The 25,651-nt window shown below is 51.4% G+C and carries 23 protein-coding genes; 13 read left to right on the plus strand and 10 right to left on the minus strand.

Going from position 1 to position 25,651, the window contains the following annotated elements; genetic code table 11:
* The first annotated feature begins 50 nt into the window (after positions 1–50).
* The 8 genes from BFQ00_RS21360 (at position 51) to BFQ00_RS21395 (ending at position 8,765) form a co-directional block, all read left to right on the plus strand.
* A complete protein-coding gene (locus BFQ00_RS21360; protein WP_056859331.1) occupies positions 51–1,196 on the plus strand; it encodes a tyrosine-type recombinase/integrase in 1,146 nt (381 codons plus the stop codon).
* Positions 1,196–2,875 carry a hypothetical protein gene (locus tag BFQ00_RS21365; RefSeq protein WP_012723725.1) on the plus strand — a complete coding sequence of 560 codons (1,680 nt, stop codon included), beginning with the start codon at positions 1,196–1,198 and terminating at the stop codon, positions 2,873–2,875. Before BFQ00_RS21360 ends, BFQ00_RS21365 begins: the two co-directional genes overlap by 1 nt.
* The gene (locus BFQ00_RS21370; RefSeq protein ID WP_056859333.1) at positions 2,872–4,755 is read left to right on the plus strand and encodes a hypothetical protein; all 1,884 of its coding nucleotides are present in this window, start codon (positions 2,872–2,874) and stop codon (positions 4,753–4,755) included. Before BFQ00_RS21365 ends, BFQ00_RS21370 begins: the two co-directional genes overlap by 4 nt.
* Complete coding sequence (locus BFQ00_RS21375; RefSeq protein WP_065934667.1) at positions 4,752–5,192, plus strand: TetR family transcriptional regulator; 441 nt, start codon at positions 4,752–4,754, stop codon at positions 5,190–5,192. The genes BFQ00_RS21370 and BFQ00_RS21375 overlap by 4 nt, the downstream gene beginning before the upstream one ends.
* Before the next feature lie 375 nt (positions 5,193–5,567).
* Positions 5,568–6,599 (plus strand): site-specific integrase, encoded by a 1,032-nt coding sequence (locus tag BFQ00_RS21380; protein ID WP_065934668.1) that lies wholly within the window; start codon positions 5,568–5,570, stop codon positions 6,597–6,599.
* A 251-nt stretch (positions 6,600–6,850) separates the two neighbouring features.
* On the plus strand, positions 6,851–7,162 hold the full coding sequence (locus BFQ00_RS28480; RefSeq protein WP_083227404.1) for a hypothetical protein: 312 nt from the start codon (positions 6,851–6,853) through the stop codon (positions 7,160–7,162).
* The gene (locus BFQ00_RS21390) at positions 7,159–7,761 is read left to right on the plus strand and encodes a DUF262 domain-containing protein (RefSeq protein ID WP_065934732.1); all 603 of its coding nucleotides are present in this window, start codon (positions 7,159–7,161) and stop codon (positions 7,759–7,761) included. Before BFQ00_RS28480 ends, BFQ00_RS21390 begins: the two co-directional genes overlap by 4 nt.
* A 581-nt stretch (positions 7,762–8,342) precedes the next feature.
* Positions 8,343–8,765, plus strand: coding sequence for a hypothetical protein (locus BFQ00_RS21395; protein ID WP_065934670.1), 423 nt, complete (start codon positions 8,343–8,345; stop codon positions 8,763–8,765).
* Between the two features lie 806 nt (positions 8,766–9,571).
* Here the strand turns inward: BFQ00_RS21395 and BFQ00_RS21400 are convergent.
* The 5 genes from BFQ00_RS21400 to BFQ00_RS21415 form a co-directional block, all read right to left on the minus strand.
* On the minus strand, positions 9,572–10,309 hold the full coding sequence (locus BFQ00_RS21400; protein WP_065934671.1) for a S1 family peptidase: 738 nt from the start codon (positions 10,307–10,309) through the stop codon (positions 9,572–9,574).
* A gap of 290 nt (positions 10,310–10,599) precedes the next feature.
* Positions 10,600–11,199 carry a hypothetical protein gene (locus BFQ00_RS29345; RefSeq protein WP_124433840.1) on the minus strand — a complete coding sequence of 200 codons (600 nt, stop codon included), beginning with the start codon at positions 11,197–11,199 and terminating at the stop codon, positions 10,600–10,602.
* A gap of 90 nt (positions 11,200–11,289) precedes the next feature.
* The gene (locus tag BFQ00_RS21405) at positions 11,290–12,366 is read right to left on the minus strand and encodes a hypothetical protein (RefSeq protein ID WP_065934672.1); all 1,077 of its coding nucleotides are present in this window, start codon (positions 12,364–12,366) and stop codon (positions 11,290–11,292) included.
* Positions 12,367–12,498: 132 nt separating this feature from the next.
* On the minus strand, positions 12,499–12,840 hold the full coding sequence (locus BFQ00_RS21410) for a hypothetical protein (RefSeq protein WP_124433841.1): 342 nt from the start codon (positions 12,838–12,840) through the stop codon (positions 12,499–12,501).
* A 16-nt stretch (positions 12,841–12,856) separates the two neighbouring features.
* Complete coding sequence (locus BFQ00_RS21415) at positions 12,857–13,738, minus strand: hypothetical protein (RefSeq protein ID WP_065934674.1); 882 nt, start codon at positions 13,736–13,738, stop codon at positions 12,857–12,859.
* 87 nt (positions 13,739–13,825) lie between these two features.
* Between BFQ00_RS21415 and BFQ00_RS21420 the strand changes: the two genes are divergently transcribed.
* Positions 13,826–14,905 carry a helix-turn-helix transcriptional regulator gene (locus tag BFQ00_RS21420; RefSeq protein ID WP_065934675.1) on the plus strand — a complete coding sequence of 360 codons (1,080 nt, stop codon included), beginning with the start codon at positions 13,826–13,828 and terminating at the stop codon, positions 14,903–14,905.
* Between the two features lie 230 nt (positions 14,906–15,135).
* Here BFQ00_RS21420 and BFQ00_RS21425 read toward each other — a convergent pair whose 3' ends face one another.
* Entirely contained in the window at positions 15,136–15,537 is a 402-nt protein-coding gene (locus BFQ00_RS21425; RefSeq protein ID WP_065934676.1) for a hypothetical protein, read from the minus strand.
* Positions 15,530–16,033: a 3'-5' exoribonuclease gene (locus BFQ00_RS21430; protein WP_065934677.1), complete on the minus strand. Its 504-nt coding sequence runs from the start codon at positions 16,031–16,033 to the stop codon at positions 15,530–15,532. The genes BFQ00_RS21425 and BFQ00_RS21430 overlap by 8 nt, the downstream gene beginning before the upstream one ends.
* A gap of 818 nt (positions 16,034–16,851) precedes the next feature.
* Here BFQ00_RS21430 and BFQ00_RS21435 point away from each other — a divergent pair.
* The 4 genes from BFQ00_RS21435 (at position 16,852) to BFQ00_RS21450 (ending at position 22,213) form a co-directional block, all read left to right on the plus strand.
* The gene (locus BFQ00_RS21435; protein ID WP_065934678.1) at positions 16,852–17,859 is read left to right on the plus strand and encodes a putative phage abortive infection protein; all 1,008 of its coding nucleotides are present in this window, start codon (positions 16,852–16,854) and stop codon (positions 17,857–17,859) included.
* Positions 17,860–19,440, plus strand: a complete 1,581-nt coding sequence (locus BFQ00_RS21440) for a DUF262 domain-containing protein (RefSeq protein ID WP_065934679.1) — start codon at positions 17,860–17,862, stop codon at positions 19,438–19,440.
* 710 nt (positions 19,441–20,150) lie between these two features.
* Positions 20,151–21,476 carry a methylamine utilization protein MauJ gene (gene mauJ / locus BFQ00_RS21445; protein ID WP_065934680.1) on the plus strand — a complete coding sequence of 442 codons (1,326 nt, stop codon included), beginning with the start codon at positions 20,151–20,153 and terminating at the stop codon, positions 21,474–21,476.
* A gap of 119 nt (positions 21,477–21,595) precedes the next feature.
* Positions 21,596–22,213: a 3'-5' exonuclease gene (locus BFQ00_RS21450; protein ID WP_065934681.1), complete on the plus strand. Its 618-nt coding sequence runs from the start codon at positions 21,596–21,598 to the stop codon at positions 22,211–22,213.
* Positions 22,214–22,216: 3 nt separating this feature from the next.
* Here BFQ00_RS21450 and BFQ00_RS21455 read toward each other — a convergent pair whose 3' ends face one another.
* From BFQ00_RS21455 to BFQ00_RS21465, 3 genes are all read right to left on the minus strand, one after another.
* Positions 22,217–22,687, minus strand: coding sequence for a Mov34/MPN/PAD-1 family protein (locus BFQ00_RS21455; protein WP_164484666.1), 471 nt, complete (start codon positions 22,685–22,687; stop codon positions 22,217–22,219).
* A 7-nt stretch (positions 22,688–22,694) separates the two neighbouring features.
* Positions 22,695–24,305, minus strand: coding sequence for a ThiF family adenylyltransferase (locus tag BFQ00_RS28495; RefSeq protein WP_083227408.1), 1,611 nt, complete (start codon positions 24,303–24,305; stop codon positions 22,695–22,697).
* Positions 24,306–24,420: 115 nt separating this feature from the next.
* Positions 24,421–25,644, minus strand: coding sequence for a nucleotidyltransferase domain-containing protein (locus BFQ00_RS21465; protein ID WP_065934684.1), 1,224 nt, complete (start codon positions 25,642–25,644; stop codon positions 24,421–24,423).
* Positions 25,645–25,651 lie beyond the last annotated feature (7 nt).

The following is a 25,651-nucleotide window of genomic DNA, read 5'->3' on the forward strand; positions in this document are numbered from 1 at the left end:
GCAATCCATGCAGACAGAGCAAACGTGATCGGTTGATGAATGGGTGGTAGATGGAGCTTGTGTGGGGCACAGAGGATTTCTTGATCGCAGGACATCCGTACCGAGGATTTCCGATTCTGCTGTGGGACTCGATGGAGAGCTGCACTCCCGCCAATCAGTTCTTCCGCTTCTACCTACTTCGCGGAGAAATCGGCTCGGATCTATCCTGGCCGAATACCGGACGAGCACTTTACGACTACTTCAGTTTCCTACAAGCCCATCAACTTGATTGGCGGGACGTAGATCGCGGAGAGGCCAAGAGCCTTCTGGCCGCCTACAGGGATTACTGCCTGAAGACATGCGATCTGGGATCAAACACTACTCGCCAGCGAATGACGTACATCTGCAAGTTCTACGAATTCGCTCTAGACAAAGGCTGGGTGAAGCGTCTGCCGTTCAGTCACGAAGAACGTACAGTGCCGCGCCAAAACAGCTTCCTTGAACATATCGACGCCAGTGGCGGCAAGGTCTTGGTGAACGATGTGATGCCGCGCCATCACAAGCAACTTCCCAAGTTTCTGAGCATGGCCGAGGCCAAGTCGCTCCTGACCGCAGCAGAAAATCCACATCACCGAATCATGATTCAACTGGCACTACGCACAGGATTGCGTCGTAACGAACTGGCTACTTTCCCGGAGGCGTATATTTTCGACCCGGACAAAGCTGGTCGAATCGAACGCAATCTCCGAATTAAGCTTGATCCGTGCGACGGCACCGGGATGGAAACCAAGGGTAGCAAGGAGCGATATATCTGGATTAGTCGCAAGTTCATGTCCGAGCTCTACCGCTACCACTCTAAGGTGCGTGGCGAGCGGGCATCTCTGGGCAAGAACCAAAAGGCGCTTCTCCTCAACCGTCTCGGAGAACCCTATAGCAGTGCTGGCAAGAGCCTGAATCGGATAATCAACCAGACTGGCAAGCAGGCAGGGTTTGAAGTCCATGCGCATATGCTGCGCCATACCTACGCGACCCACACCCTGTTCAACCTTCAGCGCACCCCGCAGAACGGGATCGATCCTCTAACGTATCTGCAACGTCAACTTGGCCACAGCTCCATTCAAACCACGATGATCTACCTGCATTTGGTCAACGAAATGGCCGATGAAGCCGTGCTGGCATATGACGACGAGCTGAGCGAAATGGCGGGTGTAGCCTGATGGGGAAGCGCAAAGTATTTATCAAGACTGATCTCAGCGTCCCGAAAGTCGAACACGGCTTCGACACAGAGGGCAACGTGTACATTCTGCCCGAGGTGATTCCTCCGGCGGACACCTCGGTAGCGTTCGGACGTAATAGCTCCAGCCGTCGAGGATTTGATTTTGCACGATGGTACGGATCTGGAATTGACTCCATTACCTACGCGTGTCAGCGCCAAATTGAGCGCTTCTTATTAGGGCAAGAAGGCGACCTCTCGGTTGCTACGGTCGTCGGCCTTTGCACCGCTGGTCTGAAATATTTCCTTGATTTCTGCATGCTCCAAGCGATGGCTTTCGAACGTGACTTAACATTGAATGATGTGAACCGAATACTCATCGATAGTTATCTCGGCCATCTGTCTGGAAACGGTCTAACGACTAACGGACAGAAAAACGCGTACGGAAAAACAAAGTCTGTACTGGTTGCTCTCGCGCAACGAGGTATCTTTCCACTGGTCGCATCTGGCGGCGAAGCCACCTTTCCACGTAATCCTTTTCCGAACTCCACTCGTAAAGCCAAGGGCGAGACGGCGCTGTCCAAGCGCGAGCGGAAAGAGTTTGCGGCAGCTCTACGACAAGCCATCAAACCAATATGGGCCGATGTACCGACGGTAACCAGCGAACTATTGGTCTATGCGTTACTCATAGTTGCTTTGCACACTGGCCGAAATACCACTCCTTTGCTGGAAATGGGCCGCAATTGCTTGCGCGCGCACCCCAAGGACGACACGGTGTTTTTGGTGCTATGGAAGCGACGTGGTTATAGCTCCAGCAAAGTAGTTTTGCGCGCTGAGTCGAAAGCTGAGCGTCTATTAGAAGCAACACCCAGCGTTAGAACTAACGTTGAGCGTTTGATCCGCCGCGTGATCGCCTTGACTGAGCATTTGGATGCAGAAGCACCGCCTGACATCAAAGGCCGTGTATGGCTGTTTCGAAGTCGAACCATAAGATCAATCGGCCAAGTCACAGAGCTGCAGGCGCGTATGGTGGATTACGGAATAAACCGTCTTGTAGCTGATTATGGCCTGAAAGATAGCGATGGAAAGCCACTGCGAATCAATATTTCCCGCTTGCGCAAGACATTTGGAAATCGAATTTTTGAGCTTACTGATGGAGACCTCGCAACCACCGCCGTTGCTCTTGGGAACACCCCACGGGTAACCGACCAGAACTATTTAGCTCCGACTGAGGAAGCCCGTCGAAACTGGCGGTTTATGGGGGAGGTACTGGTGGGAGAACTACTGACTGCGACCATTGGTGCTACCTATAAGGAAAACCCTCTGGGCCACTGCGGCGATCCAGAAAATGGTCAATTCGCTCCGAAACGTGAAGGAGCTACATGCATGAATTTCATGAACTGCCTCCGCTGCAAAGACTACGCAGTGACCGCCGAAGACCTGTACAAATTGTTCAGTTTTTACTTTCGAGTGTTGAGTGAACGCTCTCGCATGTACAAGGGGCGCTGGGCACGTGAATATGCGCATATCCCTCGCCTTATCGATAACTATATCGTTGCGGAAGGACTTCGTCGCGGAGTTTTCAAAACGGCAGCGGTAGACGCTGCTCGCGAGCGCGCCCGTACCAATCCACATCCGTTCTGGTCAGTTGACCTGATTGCCAGCTTGGAGATCTTTTCATGAGTGAAAAGGTATCAGAAGACCTGCCGTGGCCGCCCCTGAAAGATCAGCCGAGCGATGTTCGCGGGCTTAGTAACTCAGAGCGCGACAAGCTAATCATCACGGCAACTCAGGTCGATGGACAGTGGATCATCCGCAGCCGGTACGGTGACGACGTCTGGCACCTTGAAGGTTTTCCAAGCAACGTGAGGGCATCCTCAAGACGGCTCAATTTCAGCAGCATGCCACCAGCATTCCGAGCAGTGATGAAGGCTATACTTTATCGCTACATCCGACGAGGTCGACTAGAGGCAGGCCGACCGAGGGGCAATACGATTCGAGATCTGGCTAATAACATGCAGCCATTTCTACGTCACTTAGAGAAGCTTGATATCGCAAACCTTGGTGCGGTAACGCCCTTGATCGCAGCAACCTATGTGACCGCCTGCAAGGCCTATCGGCAGATCAAAAAATCTGAGAAACCCCTTACACTCAATGCGCTAAATAGCCGCTACGACGCAGTAGAGGCGATTTATGAGTTGAGCCAATATACAGACGATCAGATGCCGGGGCATCCGTGGCAGGGCACTTCTGCGAAGGCGATGGCAGGACAACTTGGTATAGCCAGCAGCGGCCGAACACCGCTTATGTCCGATGAGATATTTTGCACGATCTTCGAGCGAGCATACAGACAGGTTGAAGACGGAAGGTTGTTACTAAACCTCCGAGATGATCTTGATGTTATCGCAGTAGAGAGCAGGGGCCGCCTTGCTGGAGGCATATATAAGGCAAAAAATAAGCACTTGAAAGCTAAGGGCTGGGATGGTGGTGTGCGAACTTTAAATACGGCGCTGATGTCCCTGCGGACGTCCTGCTATATAGTCCTGGCGAGTACCTCGGGTTGTCGGAACCACGAGCTGGCCAATCTGCAGTCGAACGCCCACCACCGCACTGAGGACGACGAAGGTACGATCTATCATTGGATGCGTTCTAAATCCGAGAAGACTGATGAAGGGATCCACGACTGGATGATTCCAGAGATCGCAGTACGGGCCCTGCGTATCATGGAGCGTTGGGCTGCTCCATATCAAGCGAAGATCGCGGCTGAGATTATTCAGCGACGTCGCACCAACCCCCACGACCCGCTCATCGCAGAAGCTCAAAAGCATCGCCATTCACTCTTTCTCACTACAACCGCTTTCGAAGGGATTGGTTCGCGTACCCTTTCTGGTAGCTCTTGGGACGACTATCTCAAGAGCTTTTCCCACGACTGCAAGCTAAGTTGGAATCTTACCAGCCATCAATTTCGTCGTAAATTCGCTAACTATGCCGCGCACAGCCGCTTCGGAGACCTACGATACCTCAAAGAGCATTTTGCCCATTGGTCATTGGACATGACCCTTGGCTATGCCATGGACGATGGCTGGGGGCAGCATCTCGATCTTGACCTTTACATGGAAATCCAAGATGAGCTGGAGGACATCAAACTCGGCGTCGTCGATAACTGGATGGGCGATGAATCGTTGGCAGGAGGCTATGGACGCTCCATCAAGGGATGGCAGCGAGACCCTCAAAACCTGCTGATCTTCAAAGATCGTGCCTCAATGCTGAAGTCCGTCTCTGAGAGCACAGCCATCCGCAGCAACGGCCATGCCTGGTGTACGGCAGACAACGACGGCTGTGTCGGCAATACCCTCGAACGCACCCGCTGCACTGGCTGCGACCAATCGGTGATCGGGAGTATCCACGCCCCCATCTACCAGCGACTCTACGATGATCTGAAAGAGCTGCTGCTCTGCAAGGACATTGGCGAAGGAGGTCGCCTACGCGTGAAGCGCGACCTGAACCGCTGCCGGGAGGTATTAGTGCAACTGGATATGCCTCCTGAGGATCTGAGTGCATGAAGAGCAAGGACAAATCATCCAATTACAAGCCTGCTGTGGATCGAGCGAAGGATCTGAAGCTAGCCATCTATGCCATCCAAAAAGGTCGGGCTCGTACCGGTGAAACTAAGGTGACCATCGCCGCTGTGGCCCGTGAGGCCGGAGTATCGACGGCGCTCATCCATAATCATTACCCAGCAATCGCTGAGGAGATACGACAGATCCAGGGGCGATCTAGTCGTGCCATGCGAGATGTAAAACATCAGGATCTGATTGCCGAGCGTCAGAAGTCTAAGGGCTACCGTCATGAGATTGAGGAGCTTCAGGCCAAGCTCGCCAGACTCGCATCCATCAATGAGGTGCTGCTGTACGAGAACGAGACCCTAAAGGCTAAGGTGAAAGAGCGAAACGTGGTTGAACTGGTTTCGTCCACCCGCATGGATAAATCTCACATCTGACGAAGTCCTCCGTTCATTGACATCAAGCGAAACCAAATAGTCATCGAAGCTACTGTTGCCGTGGCATGCCCCTGCGCGGACGGCTGTCGTTAACCAAGCCTGTCTACGACGAGTCTTGGCCCTGCGGGCTTCCATCCTCATGCTCTGCGCGCTCCGCTTGCCTTATCAGTCACGTGGACGCATCTAGGTCGTCCATTTGATCCAATAGACAAGCGCTACGAATATGCTAACTTGACCGCCTCGGTTCCCTAGTCGAGATCGGGCGGTCGGTTCGCCAAGGCGGTATAGCCACAGGGTGCTTCACCTCTTTTGCTTCACATGCATTCCGACAATAGTCAGAGGGCAGCCGACACCGCTGGCGAATTGGAGGATGCTATGCGCGTACCAATCTCTCTTGCCGACCTTCGTGTCAAATATGGCTTCAACCGTATCGCCAAAAAGCTCCAGCGCAATTGGCGGAGCGCCTTTTCTCTATCCCTCGCATCTTCGCAAGAAATCCTCTCGAAGGGTCTTGGCTATCAGGATCTTCATGATCTGCAAACCTCGGCTAGCAAGCACGCCAAGAATGTCGCCGGGCCTACTCAAGATGAAGTCAGGGACGGGATCAGTAACGCCCTTACCGCTTTCTGTCAGTCCAAAAAAGTTACTGACATGGGCGAGCGCGACGTCAACCAGTTAGTAAGGTTGCTGCCCCTACACGAGCTTACCGTGTTCCAGACTTCACGCTCACAACAGGCCGGTACTCTCGCTTCTCAGTCCGTCTTTGAATTAATCACAAGGCCAGCCAATGAGCTGGCTGGGGCTGCCAATCAGGGACAGTCGAAGCGTCCCGCACACTTACGCGACGATCTGAGTGCAGAGCTTCTGAAGCCTCCAGCAGACCCCATCAGCCAAGAAGAACTGAAAAGCTTTTGGGAGGTTGTAGAGCGCAAGGGTAGTCTTCATGACCAATGTTTGTGCCTGGGTTTGCTGCAAGGTATTCGTCCGCTTGAACTGCTAAACGTCAAAGCTCATGACGTTTACACTACTGACGAGCACTCTCTCCTACGGATCAAGAATTTTAAAGCGCGCAGTCGTAGTGGTCAGCTATTTATCCCTCCCGTATTCAGTACCCTCATTGAGAGGTACGTGCGCCAAGCGAAGATTCCTCCAATCGGTTACCTCTTTCCTTCTCCGAAAGACAGCAATGTCCCTATGTCACTCGAGCAAATGCATCGGATTATTGGAGTCTATCTGCGAGAGGCCATAGCTAATCCATCTCAGAGGCGTGCATCCTCCATTCGCCAATCCATGCTCCACGTTGCTGCGAAACATATTCTCGAGCGGATAGCGCAAAACATGGGACATCAGGTTAGCGGGATGACGATGAAGTATCTGCGCATTCCGAAATCAAGCTCTGAGAAGTGATGATTTGGCAGGGGCCACGTTTAATTTATGCCGTGCCCTAGCGGGCCGGCTGTCGTGAACCAGGCCCGGCGATACTCGCCGTTGTCCTGGCCCTGCCGGGCTTCCATCCTCACGCCTGCGCGCTCCGCTTGCTCTAAGTGATGAGCATTCACCATGCATGCCGTCCCCGCATTCAAAATTCTCCGCATCAGCTCAAGGTTTTCCGAAACCAACCGTTTGTGATGGGTAAGTACCCTTTTTGAGCGACGCCTTTGACCCTCTCTACACATGACTTCGCACAGCGCCTGAGCGGCGCCTTATCGTTCCCCTCCACGATCCTCGGCAACCGCCAACGGCGGACATGGGAGCGGCTGATCGGCTACATCGAATCCTCAGCCTGCACATCCGAATTCAACAAGGCGGCAGCCTATTCCGAGGGCTATGCACATGCTTTGGCCGATAGCGGGCAGATCGATATTTCCACAGATCGGGATCTGCTGATCATTGCAACGATGGATGCATGGAGATGCGCCCGTACTTACCCGAATACTTCGACCAACCTGAGCCGCCCAGGAAAACTATGACTTCCTTTTTTAAACGTTACGCCGACGGCGGAACATCAGACATGCACATCCATATGCCGCAGCGTCTTCTGCCCACGACCGTCAGTCATTGTCCCCTCGAGGTCTTAGTCGGCCACTGGGAAAAGTATCTCGTAGACCCCTCCTCCGCTCGTGAGCAGTTTCCGTGGGCTGCGCGATTCGTTATGGGCATGCCCGTCCCAACCTGGGCGCGCGGGCTGGAGTGGAACCTCGGTCAGAAGTCTCGTTTCATCTCAGCAATATGGTCAGGTGGGCATCTGGGGAGCTACCTCACGAATGACTGGTACGAGCCAGAGATCGGTAGCAGGGCATTAGCCGAAAACAGTGAAATTTTGATTGATGGCCAACAACGTCTGCACAGCCTGGAAGAGTATTTCCTCGACCGTCTGGCGATCCCTGATGCACAAGGACAGCCGAGGATTTGGTCTGAGCTCGGCAACGGCGAAAGGAAGCGCTTTCTGTCGACGATCTTTACTCATGTCAGGGTGTCGTCTGGTGACGAGGTGGCATTGCGCAGGACATACGATCTTTGCGCGCTGGGCGTAGTGTCCCGATCATTTGATCAGCGCACCTTTCGGTAATCATCAACGCTTCGGTAGTAGTGGCATGCCCTTGCAGGGACGGCTGTCGTTAACCAAGCCATGTCTACGACAGGTCTTTGGCCCTGCGGGCTTCCATCCTCATGCCCTCCGACCTTCCAGGTCTGCGCGCTCCGCTTGCCTGGCAACGTGAGTCACTCCCTATTAGCAGCATTAGCCACGCAGGGGGAAGACGGCCTTTATAGTGATCAGATCCCTCCTAACAAAAGTAACCTCCGCTTAAGGGTATGCTCGTAATATACTGATTTTTCGTCGGAAATATCGGACAACCCACCTATCTTCCTTGACCGCTGGAGCCCTGTAGGTTTCATTTCACACCACATCCTCGGAGAGATGCAGTTTGAATCCAGGATGTAGAACTCGCCTGTAGGTCTGTCTTTTGCGTGCCTACCGGGCCGGCTGTCGTGAACCAGACCCGGCGATGCTCGCCGTTGTCCCGGCCCTACCGGGCTTCCATCCGTACGTCTGCGCGCTCCACCTGCCTCAAAGAAAAGCCGTAGTCGCTTGCTGGAAAACAAGAGGTCTCTCCAAGCTGGGAGACCTTGCTAAGGGAGAACTCTGAGATGCATCAGTCACCATACGAACAACACCGCGACATCCTTTTGAACGGTATGTACGGAACAGCATATCGGTTGCAAGAGTTCGTCCTCTATCAGCTTGATCCTTGTAGGTACACTTTCGACATCGATGAGCATCGCGGTAGGCTCGACAGTGTCCATCTTCAGATCTATCAGGATATGAAGCAGTGGTACTGGGACAACGGCCCATCAAGCGCTGGCTTCAAAGACGTCGCCGAGGCACTTCAAGATAGGTACACCAGGCAAGCCCAAGAGAATCTAGAGGAGCTGTATCTCCTCCGAGCGATGCAGCCAAGCGATTTTCCTGCTGAGCCTGGCGAGATACCTGCAGACTCTCATAGGCATGCAGTTGAGCGAGCTGAGCTGCTTCACAGGGAGTATGTCGGCAAAGGGTTCATCAACGAGTAAACGTAGTCTACCGTTCCCCTCCATCCATCCAGACGTGGGGCAAAACCGATGGCATGGCTATTTTGGAAAGACAAACGCCCTGCCTGGGTGCAGGCAGAAGAACGAGAGTTCATCAAAGCGGTGAATAGCCTGCAATCGCTGCAGACAACTCCTCGTGGTGGGATGAGGATAGATCCAGAAGAACTCAGAGATCAGATCCTGAAGTCACGAGAACAGTACAAAGATCTGGTGAAAAGGTAGCGACGCCGAAGTGTAAACTGGCTCAGGCCTTGACTCAGATATTCAAGCAAGGGTTGTCTTGGTGCGTGCACCAGCGGTGAATGGCTGTCGTGAACCAAGCCTTGGCATAGCCTGCGTCTCGGCCCTTCGAGCGTCCATCCCACACGCCGCTCGCTCCGCTTCCCATATCTCTCCAACCGCGTCATTGCCTAAAAATCTTCTAGGGCCGCGTTCGCATTGCAGGCGCAGGCTGAGAGTTTCACGCGAAAGCGCTTCACTACAAACCCATGACGGACACATATGAGTATCTCGGTGATCCTAGAAGCTTGCTTAGTATTTGGTGTGCGGATTCAACGCATTATCTCTTGTAAGCCGTAAACCCTGCCGTACAGCCACTAAATATGTCGGAGTATAAAACGTCTTTGTCCGGCCTTTTGAGAAAAATTAGGCAAGCGCCGAAAGGGGTTTCTGCCTCACCACCTCCCGATGCTTGAGCACTTAGTCTGGAGCCATCTCTGTGAACTCTCAAACTTCATGGGTCACGCTGCCATTTCGATCTAAGTGATCCCGATGATCCGATATCAAAATTAGCTTAGCGGTTTTGTAACCGTGCCAAACAACAGGTCAATATGTCTGCAAAAATAGGGCGAGTCAGCCCCGCCGCCTTGAATGAATATTCCTACAAGTTTAACCCCACCATCGGGGAAAATTTTCCACACGGGTGCACCGCTCATTCCACCAAAATGCTCGGGAGTCGTTATCCCTTCGGCAACAGGAATTTTTATCCTGGCGCCCTCCTCATTAACAATAGTAAGAAGGTTGTCAGTTGATGATGCAACAAAGTCACTCAGACACGCTATTGCAGCATCAACGGTAGTGCTGTCGCCCTTTCGTAGCTTTCCAGGATAACCAACTATAAAAGTAGAGTCACCTCTGACAGCTCTCTCTAAAGGCCAAGTTTGGGGTTTGTAAAAGGACTTATTGATTCGGGACGGGGAAAAACCCTTCGGGATTTTTATTAAACAGTAATCTAGCTCAGAGTCAATTGCTTCAACCTCCCATTGTGATATATTGATCATATGGCAATCGCTTCCGCCAATGAAAGTCATATAATTATTCCCAAGCGACGCCAGGTAATCCTCTGCAACGTGAGCAGCAGTTATTAGCCACTTCTTATTCATAGCTTCAAAAAACCAACCTGTACCGCCATTGACCCACTCTTTTGCCTCGCCAGCACCAAGCCTGTAGTGCAAGATCGGAACAACAAACTCAATTACTAAATTGGTATTGTGCTCAGCTGCTTCTTGAAACTCTGAGATACTCATAAAACCCCTTAAGATTGTAGACGCGGAGACAGTCCAAATTGTTGGCGAAATGCCAAAAAATATCATACGATGAAGGCAGCACTTTATTTCACCAGCTTCTAATTACTAGATACACCAAAAGAATTAACACACAACAGCCAACATTTAAACCATCGGGGAATGAGGGAGCAAGCGAATCGGGCTAGATGCGCCAATCATGTAAAACCCTTGGCACCAACCTATGATGTATTAGCCCCGAGAACATCAAGAAGATATATCCAGTTAGTGCGACATCGTAACAATTCGCCAAATCACATTTTGGTACTGATCCATTTAATGAGCGACAGAACCTTAAATCGTTTCAATCGCTTCAATCGCTTCAACTTCTTCAACTGTCTCGCCTCACGTGCTTTCCTCTTCGCTGCTGCAGCTAATATTTCTTCATGGCGGGCAAGAAAAAGCTGCTTAAACTGCGCTAATTTTTTTGGATGATCCCAATGCGGTTTATCCCAGTGCACTGCCACTATCCAATGAGGTGGAGAATGCCAAGAGGTTGGTGCGTGCGAGCACGTCGCGCCCAGCGACAAAAAAAGCTTCTCTCGCGCATTGCGTAGCGAAATAGGGTTGTCTGATGGATTTTGGCGATACAAATCAAAATGAAGCGCCGTGAAATTTGGCAAGATCTTAGCTACATGTTCAGCAAAGAGCAGCGCCCCCAAGCCGCCAACTCCGAATCCCTTTAGCTCCGCCACGACTGCGTAATGGTTAAAGGAAAGATTGCCGTTATTATTCGCCCCGGTCGGAGATTCGACGTTGGCGATGACGAAGGATCCATAGCAAATAATCGCCGGCCCCACCCCTTGATATGGCGCCCCGCCGGAGTCTAATACACAAAAATTCGATTGAGCCATATTTCTTGATGCTCCCTGTTATCTAATTTAGAGTTGAAGCGCTCATATGCAAATAGCTTAGCGTCGCTCCCGAGATCAGTTAACCTCTAACTATGCTCCGTCAGCTTTGCCTGACGAATCCTCCGTCCCATGGAGCACCTTTATCTGGCCTTTCTCAAGGGTCAGATTTGATACATCCAAGGTAATCATAGATTCGTAAGACATCGTTACCACGTGCTCATCCTGTTTCAACTTCTGAGTTCTACTCAGGTCTAACACCTCTACTTTCACGCGTGGGCGAGTAGCAGGATACAGACTATAGCGATTCGGAATCACGGGAACCGATTGCGTCAAGAGCCTCTCTCCAAACACTGGAACATCCGCTTGACCGCGAAACACCGGAATTTGTAATACCACATTACTAAAGCTAATCTGGAACAGCATGTAAGGACAACCAAACACGTTGGACTTACGCCGAGCTAATAGAATGTGCATATGCGGATATGGATTCGGAAGATATATCGTACTCTTGATAGCACGAAACGCTGAGACAGGAACAAAGCCCCAAGAATCATGCGCTCTCTCGACCCACTTTCTAGACTCCGAAAATTCATCCAGATACTCATCCGGCATGATGGAAAGAGCAATTTTTGTTAGGCATTTAAAGACGCCGGCGGGCACATAAGGTGCTCTAACCGTTTTGAAGGTAAACGTCTTCTGATCACGATCATGAACAATAGATTCGGATCCTGGCATACTACATATCTCGGTGAGATTCGTATACTTTCCTTTCTGGATTGATCCGCCCTTGAATTTTTCTTTTGGCAGTCCTTTCTTACCTTTCATCCCTGTTAAAATTCGATCAATACCTAGATAATTAGCAAGATCGTTTTCAATTGTCCCACCAAACTTATTATTACAAGCGTCACATTCATCTGTGGCTATGAGCTTGGTATTCCCCATAAACTCTGGCACCGCATGAGGCACTAAATCAAAAGTCGTTTTATCTGGCCCAAGACCACAAAATCGACAAATAGGATTCTCCTCAGCCCCTTCAACTCCTATCTGCATTTTTTCCCGAAGTTCACCAGCAGCAATAGGCTCGTATTGGTTGAGGATCGCGTCGTCCGGCGATTGACCGAAGTAAGGTCGAACATGAGTAAGATAGAAAGCGGTGAGATCATCCATGATGGCACTCTAGCCCTTAAGTAGATGTGCCATCATGAAGCGACACCAAGAGAATGCCAACCCCCCTCCTTCACGATACGCACTTGCAGCCTCCCTACACGGTGCTGAGCGTCGACCGGTTGATGCCTGGAACTATTTCGTCCGGGCCCGAGCGATCATGGCGTCCAGTTCAGCGAGTAGCTGGTCGACATCTATTTCAACAAACTCTCCGGGGTTGAGGATCTGCTCAATCACTTCGGGACTGAAGTCTTCGAAAAGCTCCTCCTCGCCCGGGCCAACAGCCCAAACATCTTCCGCCTTACTGTAAAACTGATGCAGTGCGCCGGATAATTGGAGCTCCACCAGCGCATCATCAAGCTCTCGACAAGATACGTGTGGTACCTGCTCGGCTATTCGGCTCCTCAACAAGGAGTTGGAAATCCCCGATCCAACCGATGCCAGGATCAGCGCATCCAGATTAAGTTGGTCGTTCATGCCCCCATCCCCTCGCTCACCCGACTCGGTGGCCAAGGTCGTACCCGATCATGAAAAGGCCCATTTCAAGTTTACGAAGAGGATTTCCGAACCCCTCATGGAAGCGGCTCGCGCGCGCCGATGGATGAGCCAAGGCTTCGCTGAGCACCCAGCTCGCCCGCATGTTCCAGAGTGCGTGGTGATGACCTCGTCGCAGCCGGGGAAATTTAAAGTCACATTCCAAACTCGGATCACGGTTCTTAGGCGCAACAGTGTTCTGAGCCTCCTTTGCCGGCGCCCAAGGGAAGCGAAGCCCGTCAGGGAGAGAGGTCAGTTTTCTGTCACAGCAGTATTTCATGACAAGCCAGCCCATAGCAGCAGCGACTCGGCTGTCGTAGATGATGAAATTCTTGCAGATCAGCGAATAGACCTTAGTCATGCCTGCATTGAAGCGCAGATCGCTGAAGAATCTAGGGCTATCCAGATCTCCATATCGCAGAACCTCCGCAACCTGCTCGATCATCGCTGCCAAACCCACTCGATTCTCTCCAAGCCAGCGGTTGTTCTTAGCAGAAACACCACCCCAAGACATGGTGGCCTGGGTTCCCCGCAGCATTGAGTCGTCGCATGCAGCCGCGCTGAGGTCAGCGGCTAGAGCCTCAAGAGCTTTAGCGTTGCTATTACCACAATTGCCTGCACTGACATTGAGATGGGCCACCCCTGGGTGATTCCATTCGTACTGCTCAAAAGCATCATGAAGACTTGAGAACTGCCAGATCTTTCTGGTCTGCCGGTTGGTGTAATGATGCTCCAAAGGCTTGTTAGACCCCAACTGATCAGCAAGCCATTCAATGAAAGCATTGACCTCAGCGCGATCTTTGTAAGCGGGGTACTTCCGGTGCGAGACCTTAGTCTTCATGAGATGCTCCATTAAGTTCGTTGGGTTTTCTTGCTGGCAAAGTGATGCTGACTCACAATAAGGACAGATTTTGTCTGTGAGTTCGCTATGGTTAAGAAAATTTCCAAGGAAGATAGACGCAAGGCACTCTTAGGTATGCTGCTGCGGGAGCGTCGCTCCCTGCTTACTGAGGAGCTGCACGCTCAGCTGACACATTGGATTGAACAGGTTCCCCACCTTAAAACCACATTGCGCGACCTGCAGATCCTTGCTTCGGAGGGACTGATCGCCGGTGAGAAGCCAGTAGGTCAAAAATCCTACCGGTGGAAACTGCGAAAAGCTCGCTTAGATCTCGTACTGACACCCGCTGAATCGATGACGTTGGTAGCCATACTGCAGCATGCCGAGCGCTTCGGGTTCAAAGTGGTAACCGACCAGCTCGTGGAGCTTCGAGATTACGCGCTAGGGGTAATAAGCCGAAACTCAAAACACGACCTGATCGGCCAGGGCAGAATCACTACGGGCACTCGCTTCATCACCCTACTGCCTGGCGCTTACGATCCGGCGCACCTTGAGCTCATCCAAGCGGCCATGCTCGACGGTCAAACGTTAGAGGTCGTCTATAAGCCACGCGATGTTGGTGATCTCGAATGCACATATATTTTGAGGCCTCTAGCGCTCTCCTTCCAAGACTCCAATGTCTATCTGTCGGCCTACGTCGAATCTGAGCAGTGGCCTGACGGTAAGATGCCGAAGCGGGATGCCCTGCGCGGGAAGTACAGCAGCAATGGGCCCGGCAAGCAGTGCGTGCTCATGCTTCATAGGATGGTTAACATCAAGACCTATTGGCAAGATACCCCTGAGCCAGAGGGATACAGCGTCGGCGCATTCGTAGTGCAGAGAGATCTAAATACCATTCATGAGGAAGCTCCTGTTGAGCTGAGGCTGCGTCTTGAAGCGAATCTCCTTAACCGCCTCACTGAAAACCAGATAAATGAAACTCAAAAAATCGAACACACCTCTATCGGTACAATCTTGAAATGCTCAATTCAAGATACCCAAGGGCTGAGACTGTTTTTGCTTAGCAATGCAGACGAGATTGAAGTCCTAGAACCGCCTTACCTTCGCGACCACATCAAAAATTCATTACGCCGGGCTTTGGAAATGTACGCAAGCGACAAGGTGTGATGGTGACTGTAGGTTTTCAGGGCTGGGATGAGGCCGACGCGAATCACTTGGTGGCAGATGTAGATAGCTGGTACATCACGTTTTATAACGACTGCGACGCGCTCAGCTACCGCCAACATGCTGTAAGTCCGGATGGGCAGCTTGGGTGATCCGTTGGGTGCTGATCCGGTGGCGCTGCTGATCACACGGCAGACGCATGAGTGGTAGACAATAGGAGGTACGCCCGATGCTTAACGCTTAGGCGCTCGCCTTGCAGAAATGTGCGCATCCAGGTGCTGCATTTCAGCCTGCCATTGAGTCAGAAACTTTTCCCAATCGTGGGCGTACGGGCCATCGACTAAACGCGTCGAACCGATGCTCGCTTGCAGAAAACGCTCGCGCCATGGCTGTGGAATACTGGCCTCGTCAACAATGTTGATACTAGAACTGTGACGCTCAATCAGGACTGCTTTGCGGACAGCATCAATATCGAGATGTGGATGACTCTGGTTTAAGTCGACGCGTTCTTGGTCTTCAATGTCGTCAAGCACATTCAAAATAGCGGCAGCTTGTGGGTCGCCCGGCACCAGGCGCGACAGTGTCCAGAGGGCTTTGCGCCTGACAGACTCACGCGTATGAAGATCATCAGCCATGTTCAATGCCTCGATTGGAACTGGCAGTTAGTCGACGATAAAGGTCGGCTAAGAGGCGAGCATCCAGCAGCGCGTGATGGGGAAGTTCCGGGAGCGTCACGTTGCCGATATCATCCGCTTCAAAATGCCTGAATAGCAGGATCAGGTTGGTTGGACGATTGGCAACGTTAGCTGGCCAACGATGATTTACGTAGGCCAATTGGCAGAAGAAATCCCAGTCCCAGTCTGGAGCGTCCGAGCAAATCTCTAACGGGACTTCTAGGTGGCTCAGGAAAGCGAGCAATGAAGTTTGGGCTTCGACCAAGGTTTGCCCGTGCGCAGCCAGGTTGAGCTGAGGCAGGACGTTCTGGATCACGAAGTCGCTGCAGTCTCCGACTAGGTAGGTGTCTGTGAGTTCGACGTAGTATTCATGGCCGGCTTCGGACACGAGTGCCAGGGAAATCAGCTTCGTATCTCGGTTCAGCTGTGTGAACTCACAGTCCAAAAATAGCTTCATCGCACTCTCCCCATGTGAGTACCTGGTTGATGCATGCCGGTGTACCTTTGGCAAAACGATCAAAGCCGACTGGTTTCTTTTATGACTTTAACCTATTGCCCTGATGAACCTACGCCTGCACTCACAGCAAGGGAGGTTTGCTAGGTACTGCGCGATGCGATCTTTGGGCGACGCGCGATGGTCAGAGTATGCGCCCGGACTTGGGACGAGGTTTATCCTGGCATGCTCATGGTCGACATTGGGGGATGGAGCATTACGATCTTCAACGACTGTGATGAGGTCGATAACTGTGAACACTGCATCAGTCCTGATGGACGGCGATGGTCATTTGACTCAGGGGATCATTTTGGAAGAGACCCTATTGCGTTGCTCAGCACTTGGGAACACCAGGCTCTGGAGCGAATGCCGAAAGCCCTCTAGCCGGACTCTTAAAGTGTGTCTCTGCGAGCCCGGCTATCGTTAACGGAGCCGCCTGCGGGTCTCGGCCCTGCAGGCTTCCATCCGTCACACATGCGATCTCTGGTCTGCGCGCTCCGCTAGCCACGAATGCCAGTGTATGTTGCACCGATCTACATCGGATTCATGCAATAGCATCGATAGCATACGATTCGCAATCATGACCAGATGCGACCCTAGAGATCGGTATAGAACCTACAGAGTCAGCGGCGGCGCTTGAACGCCATTAAGAATTGCTCACCGATAAATCCCCACCCCTACATGCTGAGAATTTTAAGCAAATGTGAGATTATGGCCTCGCCCACAGGCCACCGGTTTCAAACAATCGTCCTTACCATGAAATGCTAATAGGAAATTAGCCAATGTTTTCAGCCAAAAATTCTGGAAAGGCTGCTGCAAAAGAAAATAAAAACAGCTCATCACTCATCGATCTTCTAATACTAGGCTTAGTTCTTTTGGTGGTACTGAGCATTTGGCTTGGCGGGGCAATGTGGATCGATAGCCACATAACGGGAACTGATCCAATTGCGGCAAGAGGCCAATTTGGTGATAAATATGGTGCCGTCAATGCACTGTTTGCAGGCCTTGCTTTTGCTGGAATCATATTCACCATATTTCTTCAGAACCGAGAAATAAAACAAACCAAAAGCATGCTAGAAGCCCAATTAAAAGACTCAAACAAACAACGCTTCGACAGTACGTTTTTCCAGCTTCTGGCACTCCACAATGATATAACGTCGAAGCTTCAGGATACCCACAACAGTGGCAGACGGGCATTTGAAGATTTCAATACTAGAATTAAAACCGAAGATCCAGACTTCGCAGCATTTGTAGCGCTGCAAAAGCTAGAGCGCGAGGAAATTCGCGCTCTTAAAGACGCAAAAAAAGTGCTAAATGAGACGCGCACAAAACTTTCAGAGCATGAAATATCGAACTTAGAGGCGATGCTTGAGAAGGGAGTGGCATGTATTGACAACTTCCTCGATGACAAACTTCAGATACAAGAACGCAAAATAAAGCTTGCCTACACAAAAGCTGCAGAGCTCCACATCGACAAATACTCTCATTACTTCCGAAACTTATACCATCTACTTTTATTCATTCGTGACTCCCCTTTAATTGACCATGAGGAGCGTGGACGTTACGCTAAATTTGTTCGCTCACAGCTTTCCGAGCCCGAACTTTTTACTATCTTCTATAACTCATTGACTAAAATTGAACTACCGGGGAGAGAAGAAATGGAGTTAGGCTTCCCAAAAATGGGAGAATTGCTTCACAGATTCGACATATTACAAAACTTGCCCCCTAGAAGTTATTTACATCCGTTGCACCGGCAGATTTTCATGACGAACTATCAGGAGAAGCCATAGATGTCACAGCGCGATCCTAAGCCAGTCGTGTATCGGCTGGAAGAACTAGCTCGGCTGGTTAAATCTGGGGATATCAAACTGCCACGCTTCCAACGCCCCTTCGTATGGAAACGTCCCGACATGCTGAAATTGCTGGACAGCATCTATAAAGGCTATCCGATTGGCAGCCTACTAATATGGGATAGCTCACAGAGACTAAAGAGCGAGCGCGACATTGCTGGACTTAAAGTAAATGAAGACGCAACCATCTATCCTACCAGCTACCTCCTAGATGGGCAGCAACGGCTTACTACGCTGTGCGGTGCATTGTATTGGGACGGGTCGGGGGTGAATAGCATATGGGGCATCCATTTTGATCTTGAAAGCGAAGAGTTTATATATCCCAAAGACATCAACAGTGTAACAATCTTCCCACTCAACAAGTTGCTGAATACCAGTGACTTTATCCGCCAATGTATGAAGCTTGAGCACCTCACCACATCCACGCTCCTTACCGAGCGGGCTGAGAGATTGTTAAGGGCTATAAAAGACTACCAGCTTGCAGTTGTCAAAATTGGAGACATGTCTATCGAAGAGGTCGCCCCAATATTTGAGCGCATAAATAGCACTGGTCGAAAGCTCACCATTGTAGATCTTATGATGGCCGCAACTTGGAGCAACGGTTTTGATCTGGCGGAAGAGATCACCAATATTCAACAATCTTGCCTTCAGCAGAATTTTGTTAACGCTACAGATACTTTGATATTGAGATCGGTAGCAGCAAGTGCAAACTTGGGCATTAACAAAGATGACATCCAAAAGCTGAGAAAATTGACACCGGAGCAATTGAGCGAGGCAACAACAAGGTGCAAATTATCCATTGACAAAGCCATCTCATGGTTTAAGGAAAGCCTGCAAATATACGACGCAAATTACCTACCATATGCACTGTATTTTACATTTGCGGTTGAGTTCTTCAGGAATTGCACTAACCCTTCGCCGCAACAACTTGACGAATTGAAGGCTTGGTTTTGGTTTACATCTACAACGCAGCAATTTGGTGGTGCTAGCACAGGTGATATTGCACGGGAACTTGCGAACGTTCGGGACTTTTCAAACCAAACAAAGAATTATCTATTCGCGCGCAAAGAAATAAATATAACAAGATTTTTACTCGACAAGTTCACACTTAAAAATGCTAGCAGCACCGCTTTCGCACTGATGCTTTTCTCATTGAAACCCACGAGAACCATCACCGGCAAAAATATCGAGCTTCAGGATTTTTACGAGAAGACCAGCCGAGCTTTTACAAAACACGCTCCCAAAAGGTCTCTGGCATATAATATTGCCTTAATCGTCCACCCTTTTAAGAATGATATCATCACCACGGACTCAAAATGCGATCTAGAACTTCATCTATTGGATGATTCTTGCCTCGCCTCAATCGCCACCGATGATCATGAAAGTTTTTACTTCAATCGTGCTTCGCTGATCCGAGACTGGGTATCGGCCATGACAGGTTGCGCAACCATAATTAATATCGATGATGATTTTGATCGCAGTGATCGGGCTGAAGAAGAAGATGAGACGGATTTGCTTTGACAAGAGTGTAATTATCCAGATCCCACCTTCTCCCAAGCTATTTGGGATACATAAGACCGCGTAAGTGGGCGGCACCTTACTCAGGTCGGAGTGGGAGGTTGTTGAGGTGTGTTGGCCACGTCAATTCTCCTCATCAGCACGATCTTCCCAAACTTCTGGGCGCTCGTCGTAATCACGTGATAGCCAGTACGCGTCGTTGTTCTCGTTGAATTGGTTGGCGCGGTTGTCATCGTCGCTCAGTGCCCACGGTGTGTCCTCGTGAATGATTTTAGTCCGCCAGGCGGCTGCCGACCGCTTGTACCATTCTTGAGGGGTTGGGGGGCTCCTGCATGCTTACGTTGATTAGTGAAATTTCGGCCACCAGCGAAACAGTCTCGAACACGTGTGACATCGCTCTTGTAGAAGGTAACGAGGTGATGATTGCGATGTCAGCCTGGGTGGGCGATCAGGCGCTTACGTTCACTCCGATGCCCCACCACGTGGCCGGTTAAGCCAAAAAGGGGCGCGTGTTAAAAGCCTGCGGTGTGAACCCAGGTGCTCTCCCTCAGATGCATCCTGGCTAAGAGGCTTCCATCTTCCCATGGGCCGGCATGATCGAATGTTCTGCAGGAGCTGGTCTTAAATGGCTAGGCCTTCGGGTCACGCTCACATCGGCAACCAATATAAACTGAGGTTGAACCCTGTAACCGCCAAACCCTAGGAGCTTCACAATGCTGGCGACCGATGATCCATTCGAACGAGCAGAGCAATATCAGGCCCAGCGAGGTGAATGGGTGGTTGGCGGGCTGGAAACCCAGGTTTTCTGGCCGAATAGGGCTCAGCTGATAACCTTTGAGGGGTTAGAGTTTCTGCTGCAACCAGCTATATCCGAAGGGCAGCATCGGAGCCTCCCTGCAATCGCGCTTCGAGTTAATGGTCAAGGCATGACTGTCAATGAAGGGCGAGCTGCAGTGATGCGCCTGGCGACTGCAATTGCCTGGCGTGAGGGTGCGAAAGTAGAGATTGTCATGTGGGGTGGTGGTAGCCATCCACATCGAGTAGGCATGCTTCGCAACAATGCCTTTACCGAGTTTTTTTCTGACGAGAACCTCCACTCACCTCAAAGCGATGAAGCCCGCAAAGCAATGGCCTACTATCGTGAAGGGCTGTCACTCAGCAATCCCTTCTACTCGTTTCTCGGATTCTACAAAGCGTTTGCCCGCTCTTTGCCTGTTGGCAGAGAACGAGGGCCGTGGATCCAGCAGGCCCTCCCGGTATTAACGGACAGAGACTCAATTGCCCGTCGTGATGAGCTGCAGGCTCTTGGCACCGACATTTCCGACTACCTAGCAACACAAGGCCGCCATGCTATCGCCCATGCCGAACGCGACGATATCGTAGATCCAGATGATCCGGATGACCACCAGCGGATTCACATGGACAAGCCACTGATGAGACATCTTGCTGAGCTCGCTATGGAGGAGCGTCTTGGGGTGCCAGCACGGTGGGCTTATGAACGGGAGCACCTGTATGAGCTCGAAGGATTTCGTGCCCTGTTTGACCAGGAGCAGTTGGACGGACTAACGCGGGGTGAGCTCGTCCCTAATCGGCAATACGAAATTCCTGATGAGTTTTACGTACTCGCACGCAAAGGAAAGTCATACGCTCCCCTTGGAAATATGCGCCTTACATCCGCTGGAATGGATGATGGGAAGATAGGTGTTCGTCTGGAGTCGGCCAACGGTCGAGTGGCGTTTATTTTTTGGATGGACTTCAGAAACGAGCGTTTACTAATTGATCCTCTAGCTGGTTGTGGCTTACTAAATGAACGGCGTGATAGCAGAAGTGACATCCAGTCGGAGCTCTCTCTACAGGAGTTTAAATTCGCCTTGTACTGTAATGCGTCGGTGGAAATCTGGTCTTCAAACCTGCAACAGCGCTTAGGTAAATCAGAGCCCTTCATACTCGAGAATGCCATGCCAGACTTGGCTAGTCATCGGCAGATCATCGACGAGCTCAAAGCCGCCTTGGAGAGAATTCCCCCTGAAGAGGGCTAACTGTTCCGTGGAGGCGGTGAAGTTAAGCCTCTCTAGTCGGATGGGCTATCAAGGTCGCCACGATTGGTGAAAAAAGCCGTAAAGTCGCAGTCAACCCCAATCAAACGGTGTGCTGACCAATGCATAACCAAGAAATACAGAGCATCCATCAAGACCTCGAGCCGTTCAGGTACCTCTTGTGTGTTGACCTTGAGGCTACCTGTGATGAGATACAGGCGGGTGATCATTCGCGGGCCTTGGTTGTGACGCCCAGTGAAATGGAGACTATTGAGATCGGCCTTGTCGTGATAGATCTTCATAGGAAGCAAAAGACGAAAAGCTTTCAGAGTTTTGTACGCCCCCACCTGCACCCGGTGCTCACTCCTTTCTGTAAGAAGCTGACGACCATAGCGCAACGCGATATTGATTCGGCGCCCAGCTTTACTGACGCAATGCAGCGACTCAGGGACTTCATTAGTGCCTATGATGATGTTGCTTGGGCCTCATGGGGCAGTTACGACGCCGTCCAGATTCAACGCGATGGGGCAATCAATCAGTGCAGCGCCATCCTGGAAAGCATCCCCCACTTCAATGTAAAAAATTGGGTGGAATACGATTCTGGTCAACGGCCCTCTGGCCTTAAGCCTTGTATAGAAAAGCTGGGGATCGTATGGGACGGGACTTATCATCGCGGAATTGATGATGCAAAAAATGTGGCCTCGCTGGTTCTGCAACTTCTAGATAGCTCAACTCAATGACGGTTACCGGATGAGGCTTTCAGCACGCCAGAGCGTTGCTCCATCATGTACCCACACTCCAAATCCCATTGGTGCAGGTGCGGTGCCAAGGATCATGAATACCAGCCCCTGGTAATCTGATTTTCCAGCTCGTGCCTGTTCCTCAGCCATGGCAACGTCAGTCGGCGAAATATGTGGCTCAATCTCGGGATGCGAATGCCAGAAGCCGATGCAGTGAAGCCCCTGAACAAACAAGCGATCTCGCTCACGACGTACAGCCTTCATATCTAAACGGACAGAAGTGAACCTGGCCCAGAGTGGCGCAATTAGCGTCACGTGGTCTACCTGCACTGAAAGAGCCTGAAGGTCACGGGTGTATAGCTGTCCAACCAACTCGCGTGACTGCCCACCCTTCTGGGCAAACGCCTGTAGCTGAAGCACCGCTTCCTTAGGAAACTCCAGACACCAGGCTGCATCTGGTATTTGGAAGCGCAAAGGATATCTACCCCCCATAAATATCATGGAATGATCGAGTCAACTGAACAGAGTCAAATATGCTTTTCGTCTTTGGGACATACGGGCCACATACTGCTGCAACGCTGAGAGTGCTGAAAAACCCTTCAGATCTAACCCAACTCCACACTTGGGAGTCTTTAGCCACACCGTCTATTACAGCGAGCGTACGCTCTGATATAAATCCTGCGACCTGAGCGACATCAGATGATCCATAGGGATGAAACCCTGTTCCGCAAGCAGGTAGCTGGATGAGGGTGCCGGGTGGCCACTGGGCGACGTTCACACCAACCGCTGGCTCTTCAACGGGGTATTCATCCGCCGGAGCCAGGTGGACTAAGTGGGCTGCTGCGCAAAACGGTTCCATCCAAGCGTGGAAAATTGCTGAGCCATCGAAACACAGATTGCGATACCGAACGAGCATGCTGCGCACGGCAGCTTCACCCGTCAGATCAACCACAACCTCGTACTGTCCTGGCCTACACTGTGAAGGAACCCAGCGCTCTGCCTTAACGCGATGTGCATTCACCTGTACTGAAGGGACGAGTCGCAGCAGACGGGAAGCCATTTCATTCGCCTTGCCCAAATCGATACTATCAGCACCGAGCACATGTCTGGCGCAGTTCGCAGCGTCGAAACTCTCCTTGTCGACGATGTCAATGCTGCCCACTCCTGCTCTCGCCAAGTGTTCAATGACCATTGAGCCGAGCGAGCCACAACCTAGAACCAAAGCCTTAACGCTTCGGCGCCGATCCACCGCCCCCAGGTTTTGATCCCGCGCTAGGGCCCAATTAGCATCCACACGGTCAAAGTAAATCGGAGTGATACGCGGCCTGCTCATACCCGGAATCGTTGGAGCCTCAAGTAGGTAGCCATAACAGACATTGGACTGAACGAAAACAACCATCAGAATTTGTTCAATTTTTTGGCTCTTTTCTATTAGCCAAGCTTTAAGCCTGTGAGTATCGCCGGTCAAATGGCTTACTAGCGCATTGAGTTCATCGATTGAGGTCGGCCAGGCGTCGGGAGTCCAAAGAAACGAGTCCGGTAAAGGAAGAAATAACGAGCCCCCCCTTTTCAAAGTGCCGTGCGACCAGCCGTGACGGGTGGCAAGGGAATGCGGGTCTGTATCACCTAGGTTGGCGAGCAGGCTCGTAATTCGTTTCTCTCTCTGCCCTGAAAAATATGCTGCGACCCGACCTTCCACTAGATCATCTACCTGCGAATAATTTACTCGAGCACAGATTGGCGCCACTCCTCCATTTAAAGCTCTTTGCCTCAGACAAAAACGCGCCCAGTACGACAAGCTTTCTCTCTGGAACTCTGCCTGAATCCAAGCTGGATCCTGAGTGTTTTGCCAGAAGTCCTCTAGCTTTGTCAGCACTGCTTTCACGGCACCCACAGGGTTGTCGTAGTCATCCGGCGAGGGTTGCACACCGTGGCAGAACAAGCCTGTCTCTTCCACATGCGGCCATACTAGGCAAAGTCGCTTGGATAAATATACGGCTGGGGGCACAGCCGGAAAATCTATAGAAATACAAATCTCGGCACGTTGGGAACCTTGGCTGGGATGTACCAACTCAAGATCCCAGACATGCATCTTTCCCCTGTTGTGCGCGCGGCGAGAGGGTACCGCGAATGTCGAGCCTGGCCCATCAAGCCAATCTTGTATGGCCTGGGCCGCAAGCTCATACGGCGTCCTTCCAAATCCCGGATCAAGCAAGCGTGTCGCGCTCCCCTGTAGAGCGAGGCCGTTGAGGCTGAGTTGCCGAGTTACCTGGCGCAGTTGCCAGGAGGCCACCTAAAATACCTGTTGGCTGGGGCTGCATTTCCTTCCACCCAGACACACCGACCTCCCCGAAAACGGCACGAATTTTTTCTTCCGAGCGCTTACTGTAACCGGCCACGAAGAGCGCGAAGAGATCATCGCTCAGTTGACGGTGCCAAGTGTTGAACTCTCGGGCACGGAGCCCACCGTCATGATTCCACTTATCAGCGAAGTTTTCTGGATAAGGGCCTTCTAAAGCAGGGTTGTTAACCTCGAATTGGCGGTCACGCTTGATATAGCCAGGCATGCGCTCGACAACTTCCAAAACCACGTCAATTGCCGATACAAAAGCATTGGGCTCTTGAGTTGCCATATCCTGGTACGCCTTGGTCGCAAGCGTAACTAAGATCACAGAAATCGGCATTGCCATGCGGCGCTCATCGGGTAGCTTTCGGAAATAGCTATCACGGTGCAGCTTCATTAACTGTACCAGCCGACGCAAAATGTCATCGATCCGCACAGGCTCACTGGGGAGTGGATCTACCTTAACAGCAGCGTCTTCGGCTTTGATCAACCACCGGCGCTGTTCAAAAGCAAATCTGAGCTGAGCAATTGAACAGAACCAGCTAGCGAACTCTTCAGGGTTTGAAGGGCTCCAACCTTTCTCCTGATCGCGTACCCGCAAGTCCGCACCCGTAATGGCGTACGAAACGGGAACGGCAGGAGTAACGTCGAAGTATAACGACTCCCCGGGGTATCGCAGTCGCCAACAACGGTTCTTCGCCTCAGGTTCACCAGCCCCAGGGATCCCCCGGAGTGCCTCCCCGAAGGTATTGAAGAACATGTCGGGTGGCATAACTGATAGAGGCCCACCGTGTACCTTAATCACTATATCGAGGTCGAACTTTTCCGGCCCGTAGCCCGCAACGGTGGTTTGGGTACGCATCGAACCCTGTACGACGACATGCACGTTCTCTTCACCCATATTGAGCTTATGCGCCACATGTCGGGCGAGCTCGTAATACCGAGCCTCAGCGGCCCTTCTCTTCTCTTCTGGCAGTTCAAGTTTTTTCAGCAGCTTGACAATAAAAGACTCCCACTGAGTCTCCTCATTCGCCACCTGAATGGTTTTCGCCAAGAGGCGGGTTTTCGGCTCGAACATGGGCAGCATGGACACC

The organism is Pseudomonas sp. 28 E 9 (assembly GCF_900004785.1).
In the GTDB taxonomy this organism is placed as follows: Bacteria; Pseudomonadota; Gammaproteobacteria; order Pseudomonadales; family Pseudomonadaceae; genus Aquipseudomonas; species Aquipseudomonas orientalis_A.